The organism is Bacillus sp. EE-W1, from assembly GCF_009760835.1.
Lineage (GTDB): Bacteria > Bacillota > Bacilli > Bacillales > Bacillaceae_G > Bacillus_A > Bacillus_A wiedmannii.
This window is the reverse complement of the sequence record NZ_WIPE01000054.1, coordinates 186,578-204,203: the sequence shown is the minus strand read 5'-3', so window position 1 is coordinate 204,203 and position 17,626 is coordinate 186,578. Positions and strand designations below refer to the sequence as shown.

At 34.5% G+C, this 17,626-nt stretch carries 22 protein-coding genes and 1 riboswitch; of the genes, 7 read left to right on the top strand and 15 right to left on the bottom strand.

Going from position 1 to position 17,626, the window contains the following annotated elements; translation table 11 throughout:
* Positions 1-32: 32 nt before the first annotated feature.
* Both GFJ36_RS07430 and GFJ36_RS07425 read right to left on the bottom strand, forming a co-directional pair.
* Complete coding sequence (locus tag GFJ36_RS07430; protein WP_088062753.1) at positions 33-878, bottom strand: MerR family transcriptional regulator; 846 nt, start codon at positions 876-878, stop codon at positions 33-35.
* A 96-nt stretch (positions 879-974) separates the two neighbouring features.
* Positions 975-2,648: a ribonuclease J gene (locus tag GFJ36_RS07425; RefSeq protein ID WP_088062752.1), complete on the bottom strand. Its 1,674-nt coding sequence runs from the start codon at positions 2,646-2,648 to the stop codon at positions 975-977.
* Positions 2,649-2,980: 332 nt separating this feature from the next.
* Here GFJ36_RS07425 and GFJ36_RS07420 point away from each other — a divergent pair, with 332 nt between their 5' ends.
* Positions 2,981-4,144, top strand: coding sequence for a cation:proton antiporter (locus tag GFJ36_RS07420; RefSeq protein WP_048543422.1), 1,164 nt, complete (start codon positions 2,981-2,983; stop codon positions 4,142-4,144).
* Between the two features lie 60 nt (positions 4,145-4,204).
* Here GFJ36_RS07420 and GFJ36_RS07415 read toward each other — a convergent pair whose 3' ends face one another.
* The 8 genes from GFJ36_RS07415 to GFJ36_RS07380 all read right to left on the bottom strand — a co-directional run bounded on the left by GFJ36_RS07415 (position 4,205) and on the right by GFJ36_RS07380 (position 10,823).
* Positions 4,205-4,483: a DUF3986 family protein gene (locus GFJ36_RS07415; RefSeq protein WP_088062751.1), complete on the bottom strand. Its 279-nt coding sequence runs from the start codon at positions 4,481-4,483 to the stop codon at positions 4,205-4,207.
* 81 nt (positions 4,484-4,564) lie between these two features.
* Positions 4,565-5,914, bottom strand: a complete 1,350-nt coding sequence (locus GFJ36_RS07410; protein ID WP_000850952.1) for an aspartate aminotransferase family protein — start codon at positions 5,912-5,914, stop codon at positions 4,565-4,567.
* 180 nt (positions 5,915-6,094) lie between these two features.
* The gene (locus GFJ36_RS07405; RefSeq protein ID WP_001103252.1) at positions 6,095-7,645 is read right to left on the bottom strand and encodes a solute symporter family protein; all 1,551 of its coding nucleotides are present in this window, start codon (positions 7,643-7,645) and stop codon (positions 6,095-6,097) included.
* 2 nt (positions 7,646-7,647) lie between these two features.
* Positions 7,648-7,989 (bottom strand): DUF485 domain-containing protein, encoded by a 342-nt coding sequence (locus tag GFJ36_RS07400; RefSeq protein WP_062822009.1) that lies wholly within the window; start codon positions 7,987-7,989, stop codon positions 7,648-7,650.
* Positions 7,990-8,298: 309 nt separating this feature from the next.
* Positions 8,299-8,928, bottom strand: coding sequence for a sterol desaturase family protein (locus tag GFJ36_RS07395; protein WP_000832138.1), 630 nt, complete (start codon positions 8,926-8,928; stop codon positions 8,299-8,301).
* Positions 8,929-9,010: 82 nt separating this feature from the next.
* Positions 9,011-9,304: a hypothetical protein gene (locus GFJ36_RS07390; RefSeq protein WP_000286360.1), complete on the bottom strand. Its 294-nt coding sequence runs from the start codon at positions 9,302-9,304 to the stop codon at positions 9,011-9,013.
* Positions 9,305-9,323: 19 nt separating this feature from the next.
* Positions 9,324-9,956, bottom strand: coding sequence for a LysE family transporter (locus GFJ36_RS07385; RefSeq protein ID WP_000466560.1), 633 nt, complete (start codon positions 9,954-9,956; stop codon positions 9,324-9,326).
* Between the two features lie 138 nt (positions 9,957-10,094).
* Positions 10,095-10,823 carry a YqcI/YcgG family protein gene (locus GFJ36_RS07380; protein ID WP_001005942.1) on the bottom strand — a complete coding sequence of 243 codons (729 nt, stop codon included), beginning with the start codon at positions 10,821-10,823 and terminating at the stop codon, positions 10,095-10,097.
* A 265-nt stretch (positions 10,824-11,088) separates the two neighbouring features.
* Here GFJ36_RS07380 and cspB point away from each other — a divergent pair, with 265 nt between their 5' ends.
* Positions 11,089-11,286, top strand: a complete 198-nt coding sequence (gene cspB / locus GFJ36_RS07375) for a cold shock-like protein CspB (RefSeq protein WP_001161731.1) — start codon at positions 11,089-11,091, stop codon at positions 11,284-11,286.
* Between the two features lie 119 nt (positions 11,287-11,405).
* Positions 11,406-11,654, top strand: a complete 249-nt coding sequence (locus tag GFJ36_RS07370; RefSeq protein WP_000534395.1) for a DUF2564 family protein — start codon at positions 11,406-11,408, stop codon at positions 11,652-11,654.
* Positions 11,655-11,686: 32 nt separating this feature from the next.
* Here the strand turns inward: GFJ36_RS07370 and GFJ36_RS07365 are convergent, their stop codons facing one another.
* The 3 genes from GFJ36_RS07365 to GFJ36_RS07355 form a co-directional block, all read right to left on the bottom strand.
* Entirely contained in the window at positions 11,687-11,863 is a 177-nt protein-coding gene (locus GFJ36_RS07365; protein ID WP_000358801.1) for a zinc-finger domain-containing protein, read from the bottom strand.
* A gap of 12 nt (positions 11,864-11,875) precedes the next feature.
* The gene (locus tag GFJ36_RS07360; protein ID WP_088062750.1) at positions 11,876-12,535 is read right to left on the bottom strand and encodes a ribonuclease H family protein; all 660 of its coding nucleotides are present in this window, start codon (positions 12,533-12,535) and stop codon (positions 11,876-11,878) included.
* 148 nt (positions 12,536-12,683) lie between these two features.
* The gene (locus tag GFJ36_RS07355) at positions 12,684-13,172 is read right to left on the bottom strand and encodes a QueT transporter family protein (protein WP_001026482.1); all 489 of its coding nucleotides are present in this window, start codon (positions 13,170-13,172) and stop codon (positions 12,684-12,686) included.
* Positions 13,173-13,178: 6 nt separating this feature from the next.
* Positions 13,179-13,223, bottom strand: a riboswitch (PreQ1 riboswitch).
* 132 nt (positions 13,224-13,355) lie between these two features.
* Between GFJ36_RS07355 and GFJ36_RS07350 the strand changes: the two genes are divergently transcribed.
* From GFJ36_RS07350 to GFJ36_RS07340, 3 genes are all read left to right on the top strand, one after another.
* Positions 13,356-14,228: an aldose 1-epimerase family protein gene (locus tag GFJ36_RS07350; protein WP_088062749.1), complete on the top strand. Its 873-nt coding sequence runs from the start codon at positions 13,356-13,358 to the stop codon at positions 14,226-14,228.
* Between the two features lie 70 nt (positions 14,229-14,298).
* The gene (locus GFJ36_RS07345; RefSeq protein WP_000573873.1) at positions 14,299-14,685 is read left to right on the top strand and encodes a reverse transcriptase-like protein; all 387 of its coding nucleotides are present in this window, start codon (positions 14,299-14,301) and stop codon (positions 14,683-14,685) included.
* 13 nt (positions 14,686-14,698) lie between these two features.
* Positions 14,699-15,604 (top strand): DMT family transporter, encoded by a 906-nt coding sequence (locus GFJ36_RS07340; protein ID WP_142314794.1) that lies wholly within the window; start codon positions 14,699-14,701, stop codon positions 15,602-15,604.
* A 2-nt stretch (positions 15,605-15,606) separates the two neighbouring features.
* On the opposite strand, the gene GFJ36_RS07335 is transcribed toward GFJ36_RS07340, so the two are convergent.
* Positions 15,607-15,867, bottom strand: a complete 261-nt coding sequence (locus GFJ36_RS07335) for a DUF6123 family protein (protein WP_001195212.1) — start codon at positions 15,865-15,867, stop codon at positions 15,607-15,609.
* A gap of 182 nt (positions 15,868-16,049) precedes the next feature.
* Between GFJ36_RS07335 and GFJ36_RS07330 the strand changes: the two genes are divergently transcribed.
* Positions 16,050-16,610, top strand: a complete 561-nt coding sequence (locus GFJ36_RS07330) for a cysteine hydrolase family protein (protein ID WP_088062747.1) — start codon at positions 16,050-16,052, stop codon at positions 16,608-16,610.
* Between the two features lie 34 nt (positions 16,611-16,644).
* Here GFJ36_RS07330 and GFJ36_RS07325 read toward each other — a convergent pair whose 3' ends face one another.
* Positions 16,645-17,505: a GNAT family N-acetyltransferase gene (locus GFJ36_RS07325; RefSeq protein WP_098082112.1), complete on the bottom strand. Its 861-nt coding sequence runs from the start codon at positions 17,503-17,505 to the stop codon at positions 16,645-16,647.
* Between the last annotated feature and the right edge of the window lie 121 nt (positions 17,506-17,626).

Here is a 17,626-nt window from a genome sequence, read left to right as displayed (position 1 = left end):
GTGTTTGATGCCAATTTGTAATGATACGAGTCCTACAACTTATTGCTTTGTTTTTTCATTATAGGAATTTGAATTTCTGTTACTTGCTCCTCTGGATTATCTGTTACAGACCAATCAATTAATGCAATCTCAATCGCATCTCCACTTACTTCGTATCCTTCTTGATTAATATATTTCATTAACTTCTTATACGTTTCATCCGTTTCTTCATATGGTCCATGATGATATACACAGGCAAACATGCCTTCTTTAATTTCATCTGAACTATGTATTTGAAAAGGCATGTAATCCAAAAGAATAAAAACACTGCTATATGCTTGAAACTCATTTTGCATTAATCCTTTTTTCGCAACTGTTACACCGATATCTCCAGAAAATAAGCTATCATCCATTTGTTTCATATTTTTTTGCAACGAATGAATATAGTACTCAAACATATCATCCGTCGTATTCGGGGCAACCGCAATTGCTGTAATTTTTCGCTGCGGGATCTCTTTAATTACCATTTGTTCAGCTTTTGCTTTTGTCGCTTCCTTAATTAAATGAATTTTATGTTCCATTTTCGCCAAAGCATACTCAATTTCTCTTTGTTTTTTCAACATCATTTCTTGTTGTTTTTCCAGTAAATTGAGTGCGTATGCCGGATTTCTTTCATCAATATATTTCTTAATTTCCTTTAATGGAATATTTAATTGGCGTAAAAATTTAATCGTATCTAATAGTGAAAATTGATCGATCGTATAATAGCGATAATTTGTTTGCGGGTCCACAATGGACGGATGAAAAATCCCCTTTTCATCATAATAGCGTAAAGTAGATTCCGCTATATTATGCATTTTTGCCATTTCTCCAATTGTAAAACGTTTATTTAATAACATCTTTTATTTCCTTCCATTTCTATTTATTTCATTATATGTTCATTCTGTCTTCAAAACAAAAAAGAATTCCCCTAAGAGAATTCTTTTTATTAAATCTTAAACCTCTATTATTATAGGAAGGATCATCGGTTTTCTTTTCGTGTTAGTATATATAAACTTCCCTAAAGCCTCTCTTACTTCTCTTTTCAAAATACCCCAGCTATTCACATTCTCTTTCTTTAAATTATTAATCGTAATAACAGCTAATTTATTTAATTCCTTCAAAAATTCTTCTGAATCACGAACATAGACGAATCCACGAGAGATAATATCAGGACCGGAAATAATTTCTCCATCCATTTTATTAAAGGTAATAACTATTACGAGCATTCCATCTTCTGAAAGTTGTTTTCGATCACGTAATAAGGCATTTCCAACATCACCAATTCCTAAACCATCTACATATATATTTCCAGCCTGTATTTTTCTAGATTGAATGGCCACTTCATTACTTATATCTACAACATCTCCATTACGAACGATAAAGATATTTTCTTTTTCGACACCAATTGATTCTGCTAACAAGCTATGGTGATGTAGCATTCTAAACTCTCCATGAATTGGGATAAAATATTTAGGTTTCATTAAAGTGAGCATTAATTTCAATTCTTCTTGATACGCATGACCAGATACATGAACTCCAGTAGAACTACCTGATCCATAAATTACTTTTGCTCCTAAAGCAAATAAATTATCTATAATTCTTGAAACGTTACGTTCATTGCCTGGAATCGGAGTCGCCGCTATAATAACCGTATCTTCTGCTAAAACATCAACTTGTCTATAGTTTCCACTCGCTAAACGCGCTAAAGCTGCCATCGGTTCTCCTTGACTTCCTGTACAAAGTATCGCTACCTGCTTTGGATCTAAACGATTTACTTCACTCGCTTCAATTAACATGTCGTCTGGAATATGTAAATACCCTTTCTCTAGAGCAACTTCTACTACATTTACCATACTTCTCCCGAGCAGAGCTAGTTTTCGATTTGTTTTTATGCAAGCTTCAACTATTTGCTGAACACGATTCACATTAGAAGCAAATGTAGAAATAATTACTTTTCTATTTGCTTTCATAAATATTTCCTCTATCCGTTCCCCTACCGATCTCTCTGATGGAGTAAAACCTGGTCGTTCTGCATTTGTACTTTCAGATAGTAAAGCTAGTACACCTTCACTACCTATTTTAGCCATTTTATGAATATCAGGATGTTGGTTATTTACTGGTGTTAAATCAAATTTAAAATCCCCGGTGTGTACTACAGTACCTTCTGGTGTATGAAACACAATACCGAGACAGTCTGGAATACTATGATTCGTTTTAAAGAATGTCGCCTTAATAGAACCGAGATCGATTTCTGATTCTGCGTGAATAACGATTAATTCCGTATCATTTTGAAGATTATGCTCTTTTAATTTAATTTCAATTAAACCTAACGTTAACTTCGTCGCATAGATTGGTACGTTTAGTTGTTTTAAAAAATATGGTATTCCACCAATATGGTCCTCATGTCCATGCGTCACGACTAACCCGCGAATTTTTTCTTTATTTTCTTGTAAGTATGTGATGTCTGGAATTATTAAATCAATTCCTAATAAACTTTCATCTGGAAATTTAGATCCACAATCAATAACGATAATATCATTTTCATATTGAATAGCGTACATATTTTTTCCTATTTCATTTACTCCACCTAAAGCAACGATAGACAAATTGTTTTTTAATGACTTCAAATGATAAGCCCTCCCTTTCACATTTATAATTCTTGAAATCGTATTTAGGCTTTATTATTTGTAATGAAAAAGGGCTTCATACTATTTCATACATATAAAAATTCACACACTATTCTTATATGTATATCCCTAATAACACCTTTTCTCTCCAAAAAAGCTCCCATTTTTTCATTGATTTTTTGTAAAATATATTATATATTAATTACAGGTTCAAATTACGAGTTCAAAAGAACTTGTAATCAGACCCTTTGTTTAATGGGTTTTACATATTTTCATTAGGCAAATTCCGAGAAATCGTATGATAAAAATAAAAATGATGAGGAGAGGATCCGATGGATTTCGAATTTTTCTTTCAAATTGCACTTATTTTATTAAGTACAAAGCTTGCTGGTGACCTTAGTGTTAGACTAGGTCAACCTTCTGTACTCGGTAAATTAATTGTCGGTATCGTTATCGGTCCAGCTATATTAGGTTGGATTGAAAATTCAGAGCTTCTAACACAATTAAGTAATGTCGGTGTTATTCTTTTAATGTTTATGGCAGGACTTGAAACAGACTTAGAGGAATTAAATGCAAATCGTAATTCTTCTTTAGCTGTTGCCCTTGGAGGTATCATTCTACCATTCGTAGGTGGTTACGTTTCTGGTCTTGTTATGGGAATGGAACAAGGAAATGCTGTATTTTTAGGATTACTTCTATGTGCGACAAGTGTTAGTATTTCCGTACAAACACTTCGTGATTTAGGAAAGATGAAAACACGTGAAAGTACAACTATGCTTGGCGCGGCTGTATTTGATGACATTCTTGTTGTTATTTTATTAGCATTTGCAATGAGCTTCTTAGGTACAGACGATGTTAACTTAACAATGGTTATCTTGAAGAAAGTTGTATTCTTCGCTTCTATTATTTTAATCGGATGGAAAGGTGTTCCTGCGATTATGCGCTGGTTATCACCACTACGCGTATCTGAGTCTATCGTGAGCGCGGCTCTTATCATCTGTTTCTCATTCGCATATTTCGGCGAACTATTAGGAATTGCTGGTATTATCGGTGCTTTCGCCGCTGGTATCGCTATTTCTCAAACGAACTACAAACATGAAGTAGAAAAGAAAGTAGAACCAATCGCTTACGCTATGTTCGTTCCAGTATTCTTCGTTAGTATCGGTATGAATATTACATTTGACGGTATTGGCAATCAAATTTGGTTCATCCTAGCATTAACAGTAATCGCTGTATTAACGAAACTAATTGGTTGTGGATTTGGTGCACGAATGACTGGATTTGACGCTAAGTCTTCTGCAATTATCGGTGCTGGAATGGTTTCTCGTGGTGAAGTTGCACTTATCATCGCAGGAACAGGACTTTCTTCAGGTCTACTAGCACAAGATTACTTTACAGCTATCGTTATTGTCGTTATTTTAACTACAATGATTACACCACCAATGTTAAAATACACTTTTGGTGCAAAAGATAAAGCAATGAAAGCAAGTAAATAAGTTTAATAAAAAAGGAGATTGCTATCTTATAAGATAGCAATCTCCTTTTTCGTTTTATCTTTAAACAATTTTATTCGTTTTTAACCATTTTTCAAAAATAATTCGTGCTTCTTCATCATCAATATCATTACTAAATGAATACACCATAATGCCGTAATCATCTATATATTCACCTAGCTTCATTTTCTCCACTTTCTTATAAAAATTGTCTACCTCATAGTGCGGAATATAAGCGTCCCAAACTGGTTCATTTATTCTTTTGTACGCCGTCACTTCTAAATCGTATCCATCTTCATAATACCCGATGTGATAATGTTGACTAGGGTCATATTTCTTCATAAAAGTTCCCTCCCTTTGAAAATTTATCATATTTCACATAATAAACAAAAGCGAGCTGTATATTACAGCTCGCTCGATTCATTAAATACGTTCCATCGCCGTCTTCAACGTTCCAACAACAAAGGCAATTTCTTCACTTGAAATAACAAGTGGTGGTGCTAATGTTAAGACGTTATTATATCCTGCTGTTGTCATGCCGTTTCGTCCAATAATTAAACCTTTTTCTTTACAAGCATTTACAACACTTGCAATTTTGTCGTTATCAATTGGTTCTTTCGTCTCTTTATCATTTACTAGTTCGATTCCAACTAGTAGACCTTTCCCTCTAATATTCCCAACAAGTGGATGCTCTCCAATTTCTTCTTTTAATTGCTCTAATAAAAGCGAGCCCATTTGTGCAGATCGCTCAATTAAATTTTCATTTTCCATAATCTCTAAGTTTTTAAGCGCTAATGCACAAGCTGCAGGATTTCCACCAAATGTATTAATATGACGGAAGAATTCATATTCTCCCTTCCCTTTAAATGCTTCATATATTTCTTTTTTCACAGCTGTCGCTGATAACGGTAAATATGCGCTCGTAATCCCTTTTGCCATCGTAATAATATCTGGCTGAACGTCATAATTCATAAATCCAAATGCTTTTCCTGTACGTCCGAAACCGCAAATCACTTCATCACTAATGAGCAAGGCACCGTGTTTTTGACACGTTTCATGAACAGCTTTCATATAGTCTTGTGGCGGCATTAAAATGCCTCCGCCCGTAATAATTGGTTCCATAATAAAAGCTGCAATCGTTTCACTTAATTCCCATGTCATAACGCGATCTACTTCTTTTACACATTCTACATCATAAATATTCTCTCTTTCTATTCCAGGCATACGATAACAATCTGGCGGCGTTACATGTAAAAATCCTGAAGCAAATGGCTCATATTGATATCTACGCTGTGCTTGTCCAGTCGCTGCCATCGTTGCCATTGTATTTCCATGATACCCGCGGTAACGTGACATAAATTTATAACGATGCGGTTCACCTTTTTGAGCATAGTATTGTCTTGCTATTTTAAAAGCTGTTTCGTTCGCTTCCGAGCCACTATTAGAGAAGAAAATAACATACTCTCCTCCAAGCCACTCATTTAATTTTTCTGCAAGCTTTATAGCCGGTTCATGCGATTGTGACATTGGAAAGTATGATAATGTTTGTAATTGCTTATAAGCCGCCTCTGCGAGCTCTTTTCTGCCATATCCACTATTCACACACCAAAGACCACTCATACCATCTAAATATCTTTTCCCTTCTATATCTTCAACCCAGCACCCTTCTGCTTTTGCCCCTACCATTGTACTATTTGGACTAAAGGGACGCATTCCGTGCCAAACATATTGCTCATCTTTTGCTAATAATTCATCAGTCTGTTTCGTTTTCATCATTTCTTCCACCTTCCATAACAACTTATTTTTCACAAAAGCTGTGCTGGTGCCATGATGATTTAATTTTCTCCCTGCTTATTTTCATTCCACAAAATTAAGACAAAATCCTACTTACAATACAGTAATATTTACAAGAAAAAAAGAGCTTTTCTTATATATCGAAAAGCCCTTCTCTTTTTAATGTGACGATGCATCACTAACACCATGACCTGTATTAGATTTCACAAGAATCTCATCAAATTTCGCAGCATCTTCTTTCTTACTAGATAACACGGTTCCTAAATATGCTGCAAGGAATCCAAGCGGAATTGAAATAATTCCAGGTGTCGTATATGGGAATATCGCTTCCCCAACAAATATAGCTTTTCCAGCTACAGGGTTCCAAACATTTGGACTTAAGGCTACGAGAACAATTGCTGATACAAGACCAACGACCATACCCGAAATGGCACCTGTTGTATTGAAGCGCTTCCAATATATTGTGAATAATATAACTGGTAGATTTGCACTCGCTGCAACTGCAAATGCTAATGAAACTAAAAATGCTACGTTCAACGTTTGAGCAAATAACGCTAGTATAATGGATAATACCGCTACCCCAATAGACGCATAGCGAGCCATTGACACTTGCTCTTTTTCCGTTGATTTCCCCTTGCGAATAATTTCATTATAAAAATCATGTGCAAATGCTGATGCTGCTGTTAATACAAGGCCTGCCACTACAGCTAAAATAGTTGCAAAGGCAATTGCTGATACGAAAGCAAATAAGAAATCTCCACCTAACGCTTTAGCTAATAAAGGTGCTGCCATATTACCAGCAGGGTTTGCTTTCATAATTGCCTCATTTCCTACAAATGCTGCTGCCCCAAATCCTAAGAAGATTGTCATAATATAAAATGCGCCAATTAACCACGTAGCGTACACAACAGATTGCCGTGCCGTTTTTGCATCACGTACTGTAAAAAAGCGAACAAGAATATGTGGTAATCCGGCAGTACCAAGAACTAGTCCTAAATTTAAAGACAGTGTATCAAGACCATCCTTATACTTTACCCCTGGATTTAAAAATGAATCTTTTAATGGCGTAGCTGTTTTCATTTGCGCGAACATTTCAGTCACACTAAAATTAAATTTTGAGAAAACGATAACAGAAATAATAAATGTACCAGCCATAAGTAATACAGCCTTAACAATTTGTACCCAGCTCGTCGCAGTCATTCCGCCAAAAATAACGTACACTGTCATTAATGTACCAACGATTAAAACGGATGTCGTATATTCGATCCCTAATAATAATTTAATAAGTGCACCAGCCCCAACTAATTGTGCAATCATATAAAAAATCGAAATCGTCATTGTATTAAGCGCTGCAACGCCGCGAACTTTTTTCGCATCAAAACGCGCCGCAATCATATCTGCTAACGTGTACTTCCCTAAATTTCGAAGTGGCTCTGCAACTAAGTATAATACAACTAAGTAAGCAACTAAGAAACCGATACTATAAAAGAACCCATCAAAACCAGTTAATGCGATGGCTCCGGCTATACCAAGAAAAGACGCAGCAGACATATAATCTCCCGCAATGGCCAAACCATTTTGCCAACCAGTTAATCCCCCTCCAGCTGTATAAAACTCACTCGCATTTTTCGTTTTCTTCGATGCAAAATAAGTTATGACGAGTGTACCAAGAACGATGATTAAAAATAATGCAAAAGCGGTTACATTCAAAGTTAGCCCCTCCCTTTTTGCATATCTTGTAGAATTTTTTGCGAGATTTTATCAAAGGATTCTGCTTTTTTGCTATAAATCATACATAATGACCACGTCATGATAAATTGCGCAAATGCAAACACCCATGCCCACGTAACATCCCCAAATGCTGGTGTATTGAGCACCTTTGAATACGATGTTAAAATAGGTAATGCAATAAAAAAGCTTAAAAAGAAAATACTCATCGGAACGATAAACTTCTTTTTCGTATTTAATAGCAATTGAAATTCTTCTGACTGTACAACCTCTGTATAATTCACTTCATTTTGTAACTTACGTGCTGATGTATCATCTCTTTTCATTCCCATTCCCCTCTCTTACTGAAAATACAATTCTCCCTTGTATACCTAAAGACTAAATTTTATAAATATTCAGAAACTTATTTCTATTTTAGACAATCCATACATTCCTGCAAAGATTTTTCGATAGACATTTTTCGCCAATTTCTCCTAAGTTTTTAATATACTTTTTCAACATAAAAATTACGCACTTCAATTCCTCACCAGTCAAGCTTTACAGGAAGTTATCTTCCATCTAACTTCCTCATATTTGCCGGATTTTGAGGCGGGAGTTTTACCACCCGGCAAATTTCCAAATAAAAAAAGTAGTGCTTATCGCACTACTTCTGTCTTTTTCTCTTTTTCTAAATTACGAGCTGTTTCACTTAATTCAACGTCTTTCCCATCTTTAAGCGTTCCAAATATGAAATCGAATACTGGATTTGAAACACCAAACCAAAACTTTTCATTTTTATAATGGTGTAATATGTGCTGTTTTTTTAGCCATCTTCCAAACTTAGTGAACGGACGAATCGGCTTATGTGCAATATAATGTTTCCATTCATAAACGAGAAGCATGATAATCATTCCAATTCCGAATGAAAGTGTAATAGTAGCACTTTTTGTTATACCATATGCTATAAGTAAATATATAGTAAAGCTAGGTATACTAAACCATACAGGCAAAAACAATAGTTTTAAATCATCTGGATATACATGATGATCATAATGTAATCTTCTTAACATTTTTAATAAAAATACGTTTTTAGGTGGCTTTAAATGGAATAAAAACCGATGTGTCATATATTCGTTAAGCGTATAAAAAACAATCCCAAACAAACACGCGAACATACCGATCCATGTGAAAAATTGCATTTTTAAAATAATGATGAAAATAAATAAAATACTATACATAATAACGATATCATGTTGTAAAAAGAACTCTTTCCCCACTCTCTTCATCTTCCTTCCCCCTTTTCCAAAAAAACAGCCGCAACATATCGTTACGACTATTTCTTTTATTTTTTATTTTATTCTATTCACTTTACAAATTTGCCTGCTGCTCTATTGTCGAGAAAAAATTGTTCGATCCAAATATATTTTGCTTTGGAATAATATGTTCCACCGCAAACACTGTTACTTCTCCTCTTTGTACCTCTCCAATAATGAGCCCAAATATTTCATGATTTAGCGCAAACGTTGGTTGCTTTGTTTGCAGTAATCTTGCTGCATTATGAAATACCGCTTCATATAGTGGATTCCTATCAGTAATTTCTTTTCGGATTTTGGGTGCTAACGTAATAATAATTTCTTTTCCGTCAATAGTGGTTCGATACATAAAAATCTCCCCTTCAATCTTATGTGAACAACTGTAAAGCTTTGTATGCAAAATGGATAGAATATCCTACTAAAATAATACCGGCTCCGGCTGTTATATAGCCAAGTGCTTTTTGCTTTAATAAAGTTCTGCCAAAATGGACAGAAAAAGCAATATTTAAATTCCATAAAATAATGCCAACGATAATACAAAGACTGTATAAAAAGGCTTCTTGTTTCGTTACCTTCGTAAGCAATGAGCTAAGTGTACTTCCGTATATACCAAACCAAAAAACAAGATTTAATGGATTGGATATCGCAATTAAAAAACCTGCCATAAACGATTGTTTAAGGCCACCTACCTCTTCCTTTTTATATTCCATATTCGAGTGGGAAATTCCTTGTTTTACACTTTGAAATCCTAAATAAAATAATAAGAAAAACCCTGTGCAATACATAAAAGCTTGTACATATGTATACATAAACACAGAAGATAAACCGAAATAAATGAGAAGCATAAACAAAATATCTGCAGTCATTCCACCAATTCCAACAACCCATGCATGCCAAAAACCTCGTTCAATTCCTCGTTTTAACATTTCAATATTAATCGGACCTACTGGCGCAGCTAATGAAATACCTAATACAATTTGTTGTATAATCGCTCCAAACATCGCTCTATCCTTTCTACTTCCTTTACTATTAAGTAATGATGTAATGATTAAAAATAGACTAGCTTTCATCAAAATATTTACTACTAAAATACCCTTTTTTATCCAAAATATGCAAAAGAGCCATCTGGATGATGGCTCTTACTTTTCTAACTTATGAAGAAAAGGACATTTTCCTTTTATCGGCTCTACATCGTCTCCTATGAAGTATTGTTTCCATTCGCGATGATCTGGATCACCATAATGACTAATGTTAGGGTGTTTCGGCAGCTGATCCCACTTTTCAACTCGATCTCGGACCGTTTGTCTTGAATATGCTCCTTTAGGGCGATCCCCTTCTAATCCATCAAAGATGGTACGCGGTTGAAATCCAATAACGAGAGAATTTCCTAAATGCCTAGTTTTTCGTTGTTTATAAGCTGGCGCATTTCCAAATGCGAATATCGGTTCACCACCAAATGAAAATTCCCATAAGTAATGGTCTGGGTCTTCAGGAATTTGCTTCGGCCATGTTTGGTCATCGTTTTCATGTAAATATTGTAGTACTTTCCAAAAGTAATCACGATAATATTCCAGTGATTGTTCCTCACATTCCGGTTCCACAAAAAGAAAGAATCCTCTTCTTACAATTGGGCGCTCTTTCATTAACTCTAAAAAAGATAACATTGTATGTGGCAAATGACTCCAATCATTATGAGAGAGAAATGAATAACGAAGTTCATTCTTTTTCAAAGCTGTTAAGCCGAAATAACATGGGAAAGTTGGTTCTAGCACGACACTCGAAAAATTTTGAAATTCTTTTGCAACCCAATTTGGTATGTCAGTTCTCGTTCTCATTCCTTCATTATCTAATAAATAAGACTCGTTCATTCTTTCTTTCACCTCATTATGTATAGCATTCAATTAAGAATATTACATACTCGGCCTGTCCTATACCTATTTAAAATTCGGCTGAAAAATTATTTAAAAATACAAAAAAATAAAACCGCTTACTTGACTAATTTCTACCAATTCGTGTATATTTAAATTAATCATTTAGCAGAATATTCAAGATTATAGCATTTTTAGTTTATATTATCTTTCAAATGAATTTCACTAAATGAAAAAAGCAAATGTTTTTAGGAGGAATTGTAACATGCAAGGAAAAGTAAAATGGTTTAACAACGAAAAAGGTTTTGGATTTATCGAAATGGAAGGCGCTGACGATGTATTCGTACATTTCTCTGCTATTCAAGGTGACGGCTACAAAGCTTTAGAAGAAGGTCAAGAAGTATCTTTCGATATCACTGAAGGAAACCGCGGACCTCAAGCTGCTAACGTAGTAAAACTTTAATCCAACATATAACAGGAGGTTACCTTACTTGGTAACCTCCTTTGTTATTCCTTTGTATATTTCCGTTTTACAGAGCAAAAACTATGTGAAATGCGCAATATACAAAGGAGGAAGTAATAATGGGATCAGAAGTAAATGATTTTGAAGAAGTAAAATTCCGTGTAGAAACAGCACAAAAAATGGTAGGGTCAGCGACAATTTCAATGGATCCAGATACATTAGAGCATGCGACTACTGCTGTAGAAGCCGCTCGCTCTCAGCTTGAAATTATGAAATCTGTTGCGACAGATTTAGATGAGCCATTTTTAATGAATGAGGAAAAGAAATTAAGTAAATGCGAGCATCAATTAAATGAAGCAAGACACTAAAAAACATCCAGAGAATTTTCTCTGGATGTTTTTCATGATAACTGTTCCCCATACTTTTTCAATGTTTCTCCAACTGTACATTGTCGTATACAAAATGAATGAGCGTAATACTTACTATTTGTCTTTCGATTATGTTCTCGCAAGAAACATCCTTCACAATACGTTTCTAATAAGTCATTTACCTCTGTAATGAGTTGCTTTTTATCCACCTTTGCACCTCTCTATTCGGTTATTTCTTTATGACTATCAATGACTGTTCCTTCTAATGCTTGCGTAGCTAATTGATGCGCTTCTTTATTTTGTTTTCTAGATATCGGCTCACATACAAGTTTTAATTTCATTTGCTTCGCTTTTTGTTCAATTTGATCTAAGTAATGATTTAAATGCTCATCATAACAAGGCCATTCTCCAGCCAATTGCTGCAGTACAACTTGAGAATCGCCGCGAAGTGTAACTGCTTCATACTTAATTCCGAATTCCTCGAGTATATTCATGCCATATAGTAATGATGCATATTCCGCTTCATTATTATCATATATACCTTCTATATATGCATTACGGCGAATTCGGTATTTTGTATTTCCTTTTTTATAGTATACACATATACCTACTCCAGCTTCTTTCGTCTGTACATCATAACCGCCATCAAAATAAACGAGGATTTCTTGGGGCTCTTCCTCCACTTGTTTACTCAGCTTTTTCATTTCCTTTAATGACCATTCTGCATCCATTTCATCATAAAATGATAGTTCTTTCACTCTTCCTGTTTTCTCGAAATCCTCTGCAAATTGCAATACATCGTCTATGTTCATATAATCTGTCGTTAATTTCGTCTGCAATCCGCTCTTTGTTTTATACAACCAATGAATTTTATATTTCATACTAGATTCCCCTTATATAAGACTTCTTATATGTAGTCAGCTAATGAAAGCCTCACTTTATTTTATTATATTGTATCAAGAGTCACAGTATTATATTCAATATGATTACATACAAAAAGAGCTATCCCTATAGGAATAGCTCTTTCATCTATTGCATAAATCTTTCAAATTGTACTCGTTTATTAATCCAGTACATTACAGGCATACCAATTGCCATGACAACAAATTCACCGATGGCACATGTTAACCAAGTCAACATAAATGGTAAATCAAATGCAAGATGAAGCTCAATTGCAATCATAAACATTGTAATTGTAAAAATAACTGTATTAAAAATCATACGAGCCCAAACACCTTTAATAAATCGCATAGAAATAATCGTTGCAACTAATGCAAGAATAGATTGCCCTACTCCAAATACTAAATCGTAAGCGATCATAGGTGAGAAAAAGAGATTTGTTAAAAATACACCTAATACAATTCCGTAAATTGCTTTCTTATTAAATACAACAAGATGATTAAACATCTCTGAAATACGAAACTGTACACTCGTAAAGCCAAATGGCTGAATAAGCATAGAAACAGCAATATATAATGCCGCTAAAATACCATTACCGACTAATGTTCTTATATTCATGACAAAATCTCCTTAGTTTTTTTACGTGGGATGGTTTCGAACCACGTTATTCGTTTTTTAAGCAACAAGAATACATTCTACGCAATACACACTCTCTCGTCAATAGATTCCTATCATTAACTACCTTTTTTCTTTTAGACAACGTATAATAAAACATATGAAAGTTTTAGGAGGTTTCACTTCATGACAGCAACAATTCAAAATGAAAAAGTGGTCGTTTCCATTTCTGACAAAGGTGCAGAATTACAAAGCGTTCGCTTAAAAGAAGATAACACTGAATACTTATGGCAAGGCGATTCTTCTTATTGGGGGCGCCGCGCACCAATTTTATTCCCAATTGTCGGCCGATTAGTAGATAATACATACTACGTAGATAGTAAACCATATTCTTTAACACAACACGGCTTTGCTCGTGATCTTACATTCTCTGTACAAGAACAAAGTGAAACGAAAATCACTTATATTGTAACTAGTAATGAAGAAACATTAAAAAAATACCCATACCAATTCGAATTACTCGTTTCTTATGAGCTAGACGGACAAATCGTTCATGTAACATATGAAGTAAATAACCCTACTTCAAAAGAGATGTTCTTCTCAATCGGAGCACATCCTGGTTTCAACTTCCCCTTATTAGAGGGCGAATCATTTACAGATTATCATTTATCATTTAATGGTTCTGAACGCTTAGAAACAAGCGTATTAGAAGGACCTTACCTTTCAAGTAAAAAACAATTAATCGCTGAAAATACGAATGAATTACCACTTACATACGATTTATTCAAAAATGATGCGCTTATTTTTGAAAATATGAATACGGATGAAATCTCTATTCGTTCTCATAAACATAATAAATTTGTAAAAGTAGAATTTGATGGCTTCCCATTTGTTGGCGTATGGACACCAGGTGAGAACGCACCTTTCTTATGTATTGAACCTTGGTACGGTATTGCTGATGAAGTAAATCCAGCAAAAGATTTCAAGGAAAAAAAAGGAATTCAATCTTTACAAGCGAATGAAACATTTACATGTCGTTATAGTATTACAATCGGCTAAGTTACTCTATCCCCTACTTCAAAGAAACATATAAGTAGGGGATCATCTTATAATTTGGAGGTTTCTCATTTTGATTGAAGTATATATTGATGGTGCATCAAAAGGAAATCCTGGTCCTTCTGGTGCTGGAGTGTTTATTAAAGGGGTGCAACCAGCTGTACAATTATCATTGCCCCTTGGGACAATGTCCAATCATGAAGCAGAATACCACGCTTTACTTGCGGCATTAAAATATTGCACGGAGCATAATTATAACATTGTCTCTTTTCGTACAGATTCGCAACTTGTCGAGCGAGCTGTCGAAAAAGAATACGCAAAAAATAAAATGTTTGCACCACTATTAGAAGAAGCATTACAGTACATAAAAAGTTTCGATCTCTTTTTTATTAAGTGGATTCCAAGTAGTCAAAATAAAGTTGCTGATGAGTTAGCTAGAAAAGCTATCTTACAAAATTAACGGGGGTATGAGTGTGAAAAAAGATTGGGTTGCTCCTCTTGCTTTATTATTTGTCTCTTTTATTTGGGGAGCTACATTTGTTGTCGTTCAAAATGCTATGTCTTTCGTTGGTCCATTTACTTTTAATGGTATTCGCTTTTTATTCGCTGGAATTATTTTATTATTCGTTCAAATGATTTTCTCAAAAAAATCTTCAAAACAAGATATAAAACAGAGTAGTCTCGCTGGATTAATCGTTGGATTTTTTTTATGCGTTGGCTATGTATTACAAACATTCGGCTTACTTTATACAACTTCTTCAAAAGCTGGTTTCTTAACAGGTCTTAGTATCGTTATGGTACCAATTTTGTCTTTTATCTTTTTAAAACAAAAAGCTACCATTTTTATCGTAATGGGCATTGCTGTAGCAACAGCAGGTTTATACTTATTAACTGCTGGTGATTCTTTTCAATTAAACATTGGAGATATACTCGTTCTCGGTTGCGCAGTTGCTTTCGCTGCCCATATTCTTGTTAACGGCTTCTTCTCTAAGAAAATATCACCTTTATTATTAAGCACGTCGCAAGTATTAGCTGTCGGTATGTTTTCTTCTATTTGCGCCTTTTTGTTTGAAGATTGGGAAAAATTATTTTCAGTAGCACTATGGACGAATTCTTCCTTTTTATTCGCTCTATTTCTAACTTCCCTATTTGCGACATCCATTGCTTTTTTTATTCAAACATCAGCACAAAAACATACGTCTCCAACGAGAGTAGCAATTATTTTCGCAATGGAGCCTGTTTTTGCTGCATTAACAGGCATTCTCGTTGCAAACGAACAACTTTCTATTTCCGCTATTATCGGATGCCTATGTATTTTCCTAGGCATGGTTTTTGTTGAATTACCTTCCAAAACAAAAAAAGAAGCGCAGGCTGCGTGAAGTTACGCTTGTAACTTCCGCATAAAAGCCTTAGCGCTTTTTTTATCTGTAATTTCTTCTTCTTTCAAACGTTCTAATAACGCAACAAAATAACTCCCATCAAACTGTAATTGATGTTTAATTGTCGCTTCTATTGCTGCGTTCACAATTCCATCAGATGCACCAGTATATCCTTGTCCAAACATAATAAACCCTTGTGCTTCCTCTGATAGTTTAAATCCTTTCGTATGTAAGAATGAAAGATAATCTTCTACTGTTTGCATGATATTCCCACCTACTCAAAAATTCTCCATCTCCTATCATACATGTTTTTACACGCTATGAGAATGAAATTTCTTTGACAACTTTGTAAATCTATCGTCTACTGCATAGACAATAAAGGATTTCCTTGCAATATGAATGAATATGTATAGTGGAACTTATTTCATATTAAAGGGGAGACACGATGAAACAAGCACTATTAATTATCGATGCGCAGCAAGAATTAATGGATGGGAATGAACAAGAAAAAGAAGTTTTTCGCAAAAAAGAGTTATTATCTACACTAAATACAGCCGTACAAAAAGCAATACATGCAAATGCCCTTATTGTTTTCGTAAGAGATATCGATGTTGCTTCTGGTAGCGGAGAAGGATTTGAAGTACATAATGAAATCAAAGTACCTCAGTCTGCAATCCTTATTAATAAAGCAGCAACAAACGCATTCTATGGCACTTCTCTACTTGAACTTTTAAAAGAAGAAAAAATTAATCATATCGTTATCGGTGGATGTAAAACAGAACATTGCATCGACACCGCAGTTAGAACAGCTACTGTACAAGGATTTGATGTTACATTAATTAAAAACGGTCATTCCACAACTGATTCTAACGTGTTATCTGCAGAACAAATTATTGAGCACCATACTAAAGTTCTACACGGTCATTATAATGTGGATCATTTTTCTATGGTGAGAGATATCGAGGAAGACCTCTTCCAACCAACTCACGACCAATATCGTGATTAATAAAAAAGAATCCTTCATTTAGAAGGATTCTTTTTTATCCAAAAATTTGCGCTGCAATACTGTATAGTTCCCCATTTCTTTTCAAAAATTGATCACTATTTCTCATCATAATTGGAGGTGTATTAACCTTTTGAAAACCAGTAATCTCTAATTCTTTCATGAAACCTTTCTTTCCTTCTGATACATCAATTCTTAATTTACCATGATGCTCTCTTGCTAAATCATGCACAATTCTCATTGCCATCGCATCATTTTTCGCAACGACTGGACCTATTATTTTATTTTCTGGTGTTTGTATACTTAAACCGTAACCTAATACATTTTGGTTGTTGCCCTTTACAACGATGCACTGTTCACTTTGTATAATTCTTTTCGTTAAAAATGCTTTTCTATTTGTTCCAAACGCATTTTCATCTAATTTTATTATTTCTTCTAAATCACACTCTTCATAATTCATCATATAATCTTCATTTCCTACACAATAATCATTCACATTGTAAGAGTTACATATGTATTTAGAAACATAGCTTACTGCCCTAAATCCTAGTTTTTCATATAACGGCTTTCCTTCATCCGTAGCAATAAGCATAATTGGGGTTTGAGCCGATACGCTCTTAATACATGTATTCGTTATCACCTTTCCAATCCCACTTCCCTTATAATTCGGATGTACAATGACCATTCCGATAGACGCTAATTTCTCCCCATATAATATAATTGCCGCGCTAGCAATAAGTTCCTTTCTCTTATTCCACACACCGTATATAATACCTGAGTCAAAAATAGTCTCAATTTCTTCTTTATTATAATCCCACCCAATATAAGAAGATAATGCTACAATATCGCCTATTTGTTCGTCCCTAAGACGCTCCACCTTAATTTCCAATTCAAGCATACTTCATCCCCTTCTCTAGACATTTAAATCATTATTATTAAATCAACTTGTACATGTTTCCCTTTATTTGTCACACACATATCCTATTTTGACCAAGACTATATTATAAATGAGGTGACAA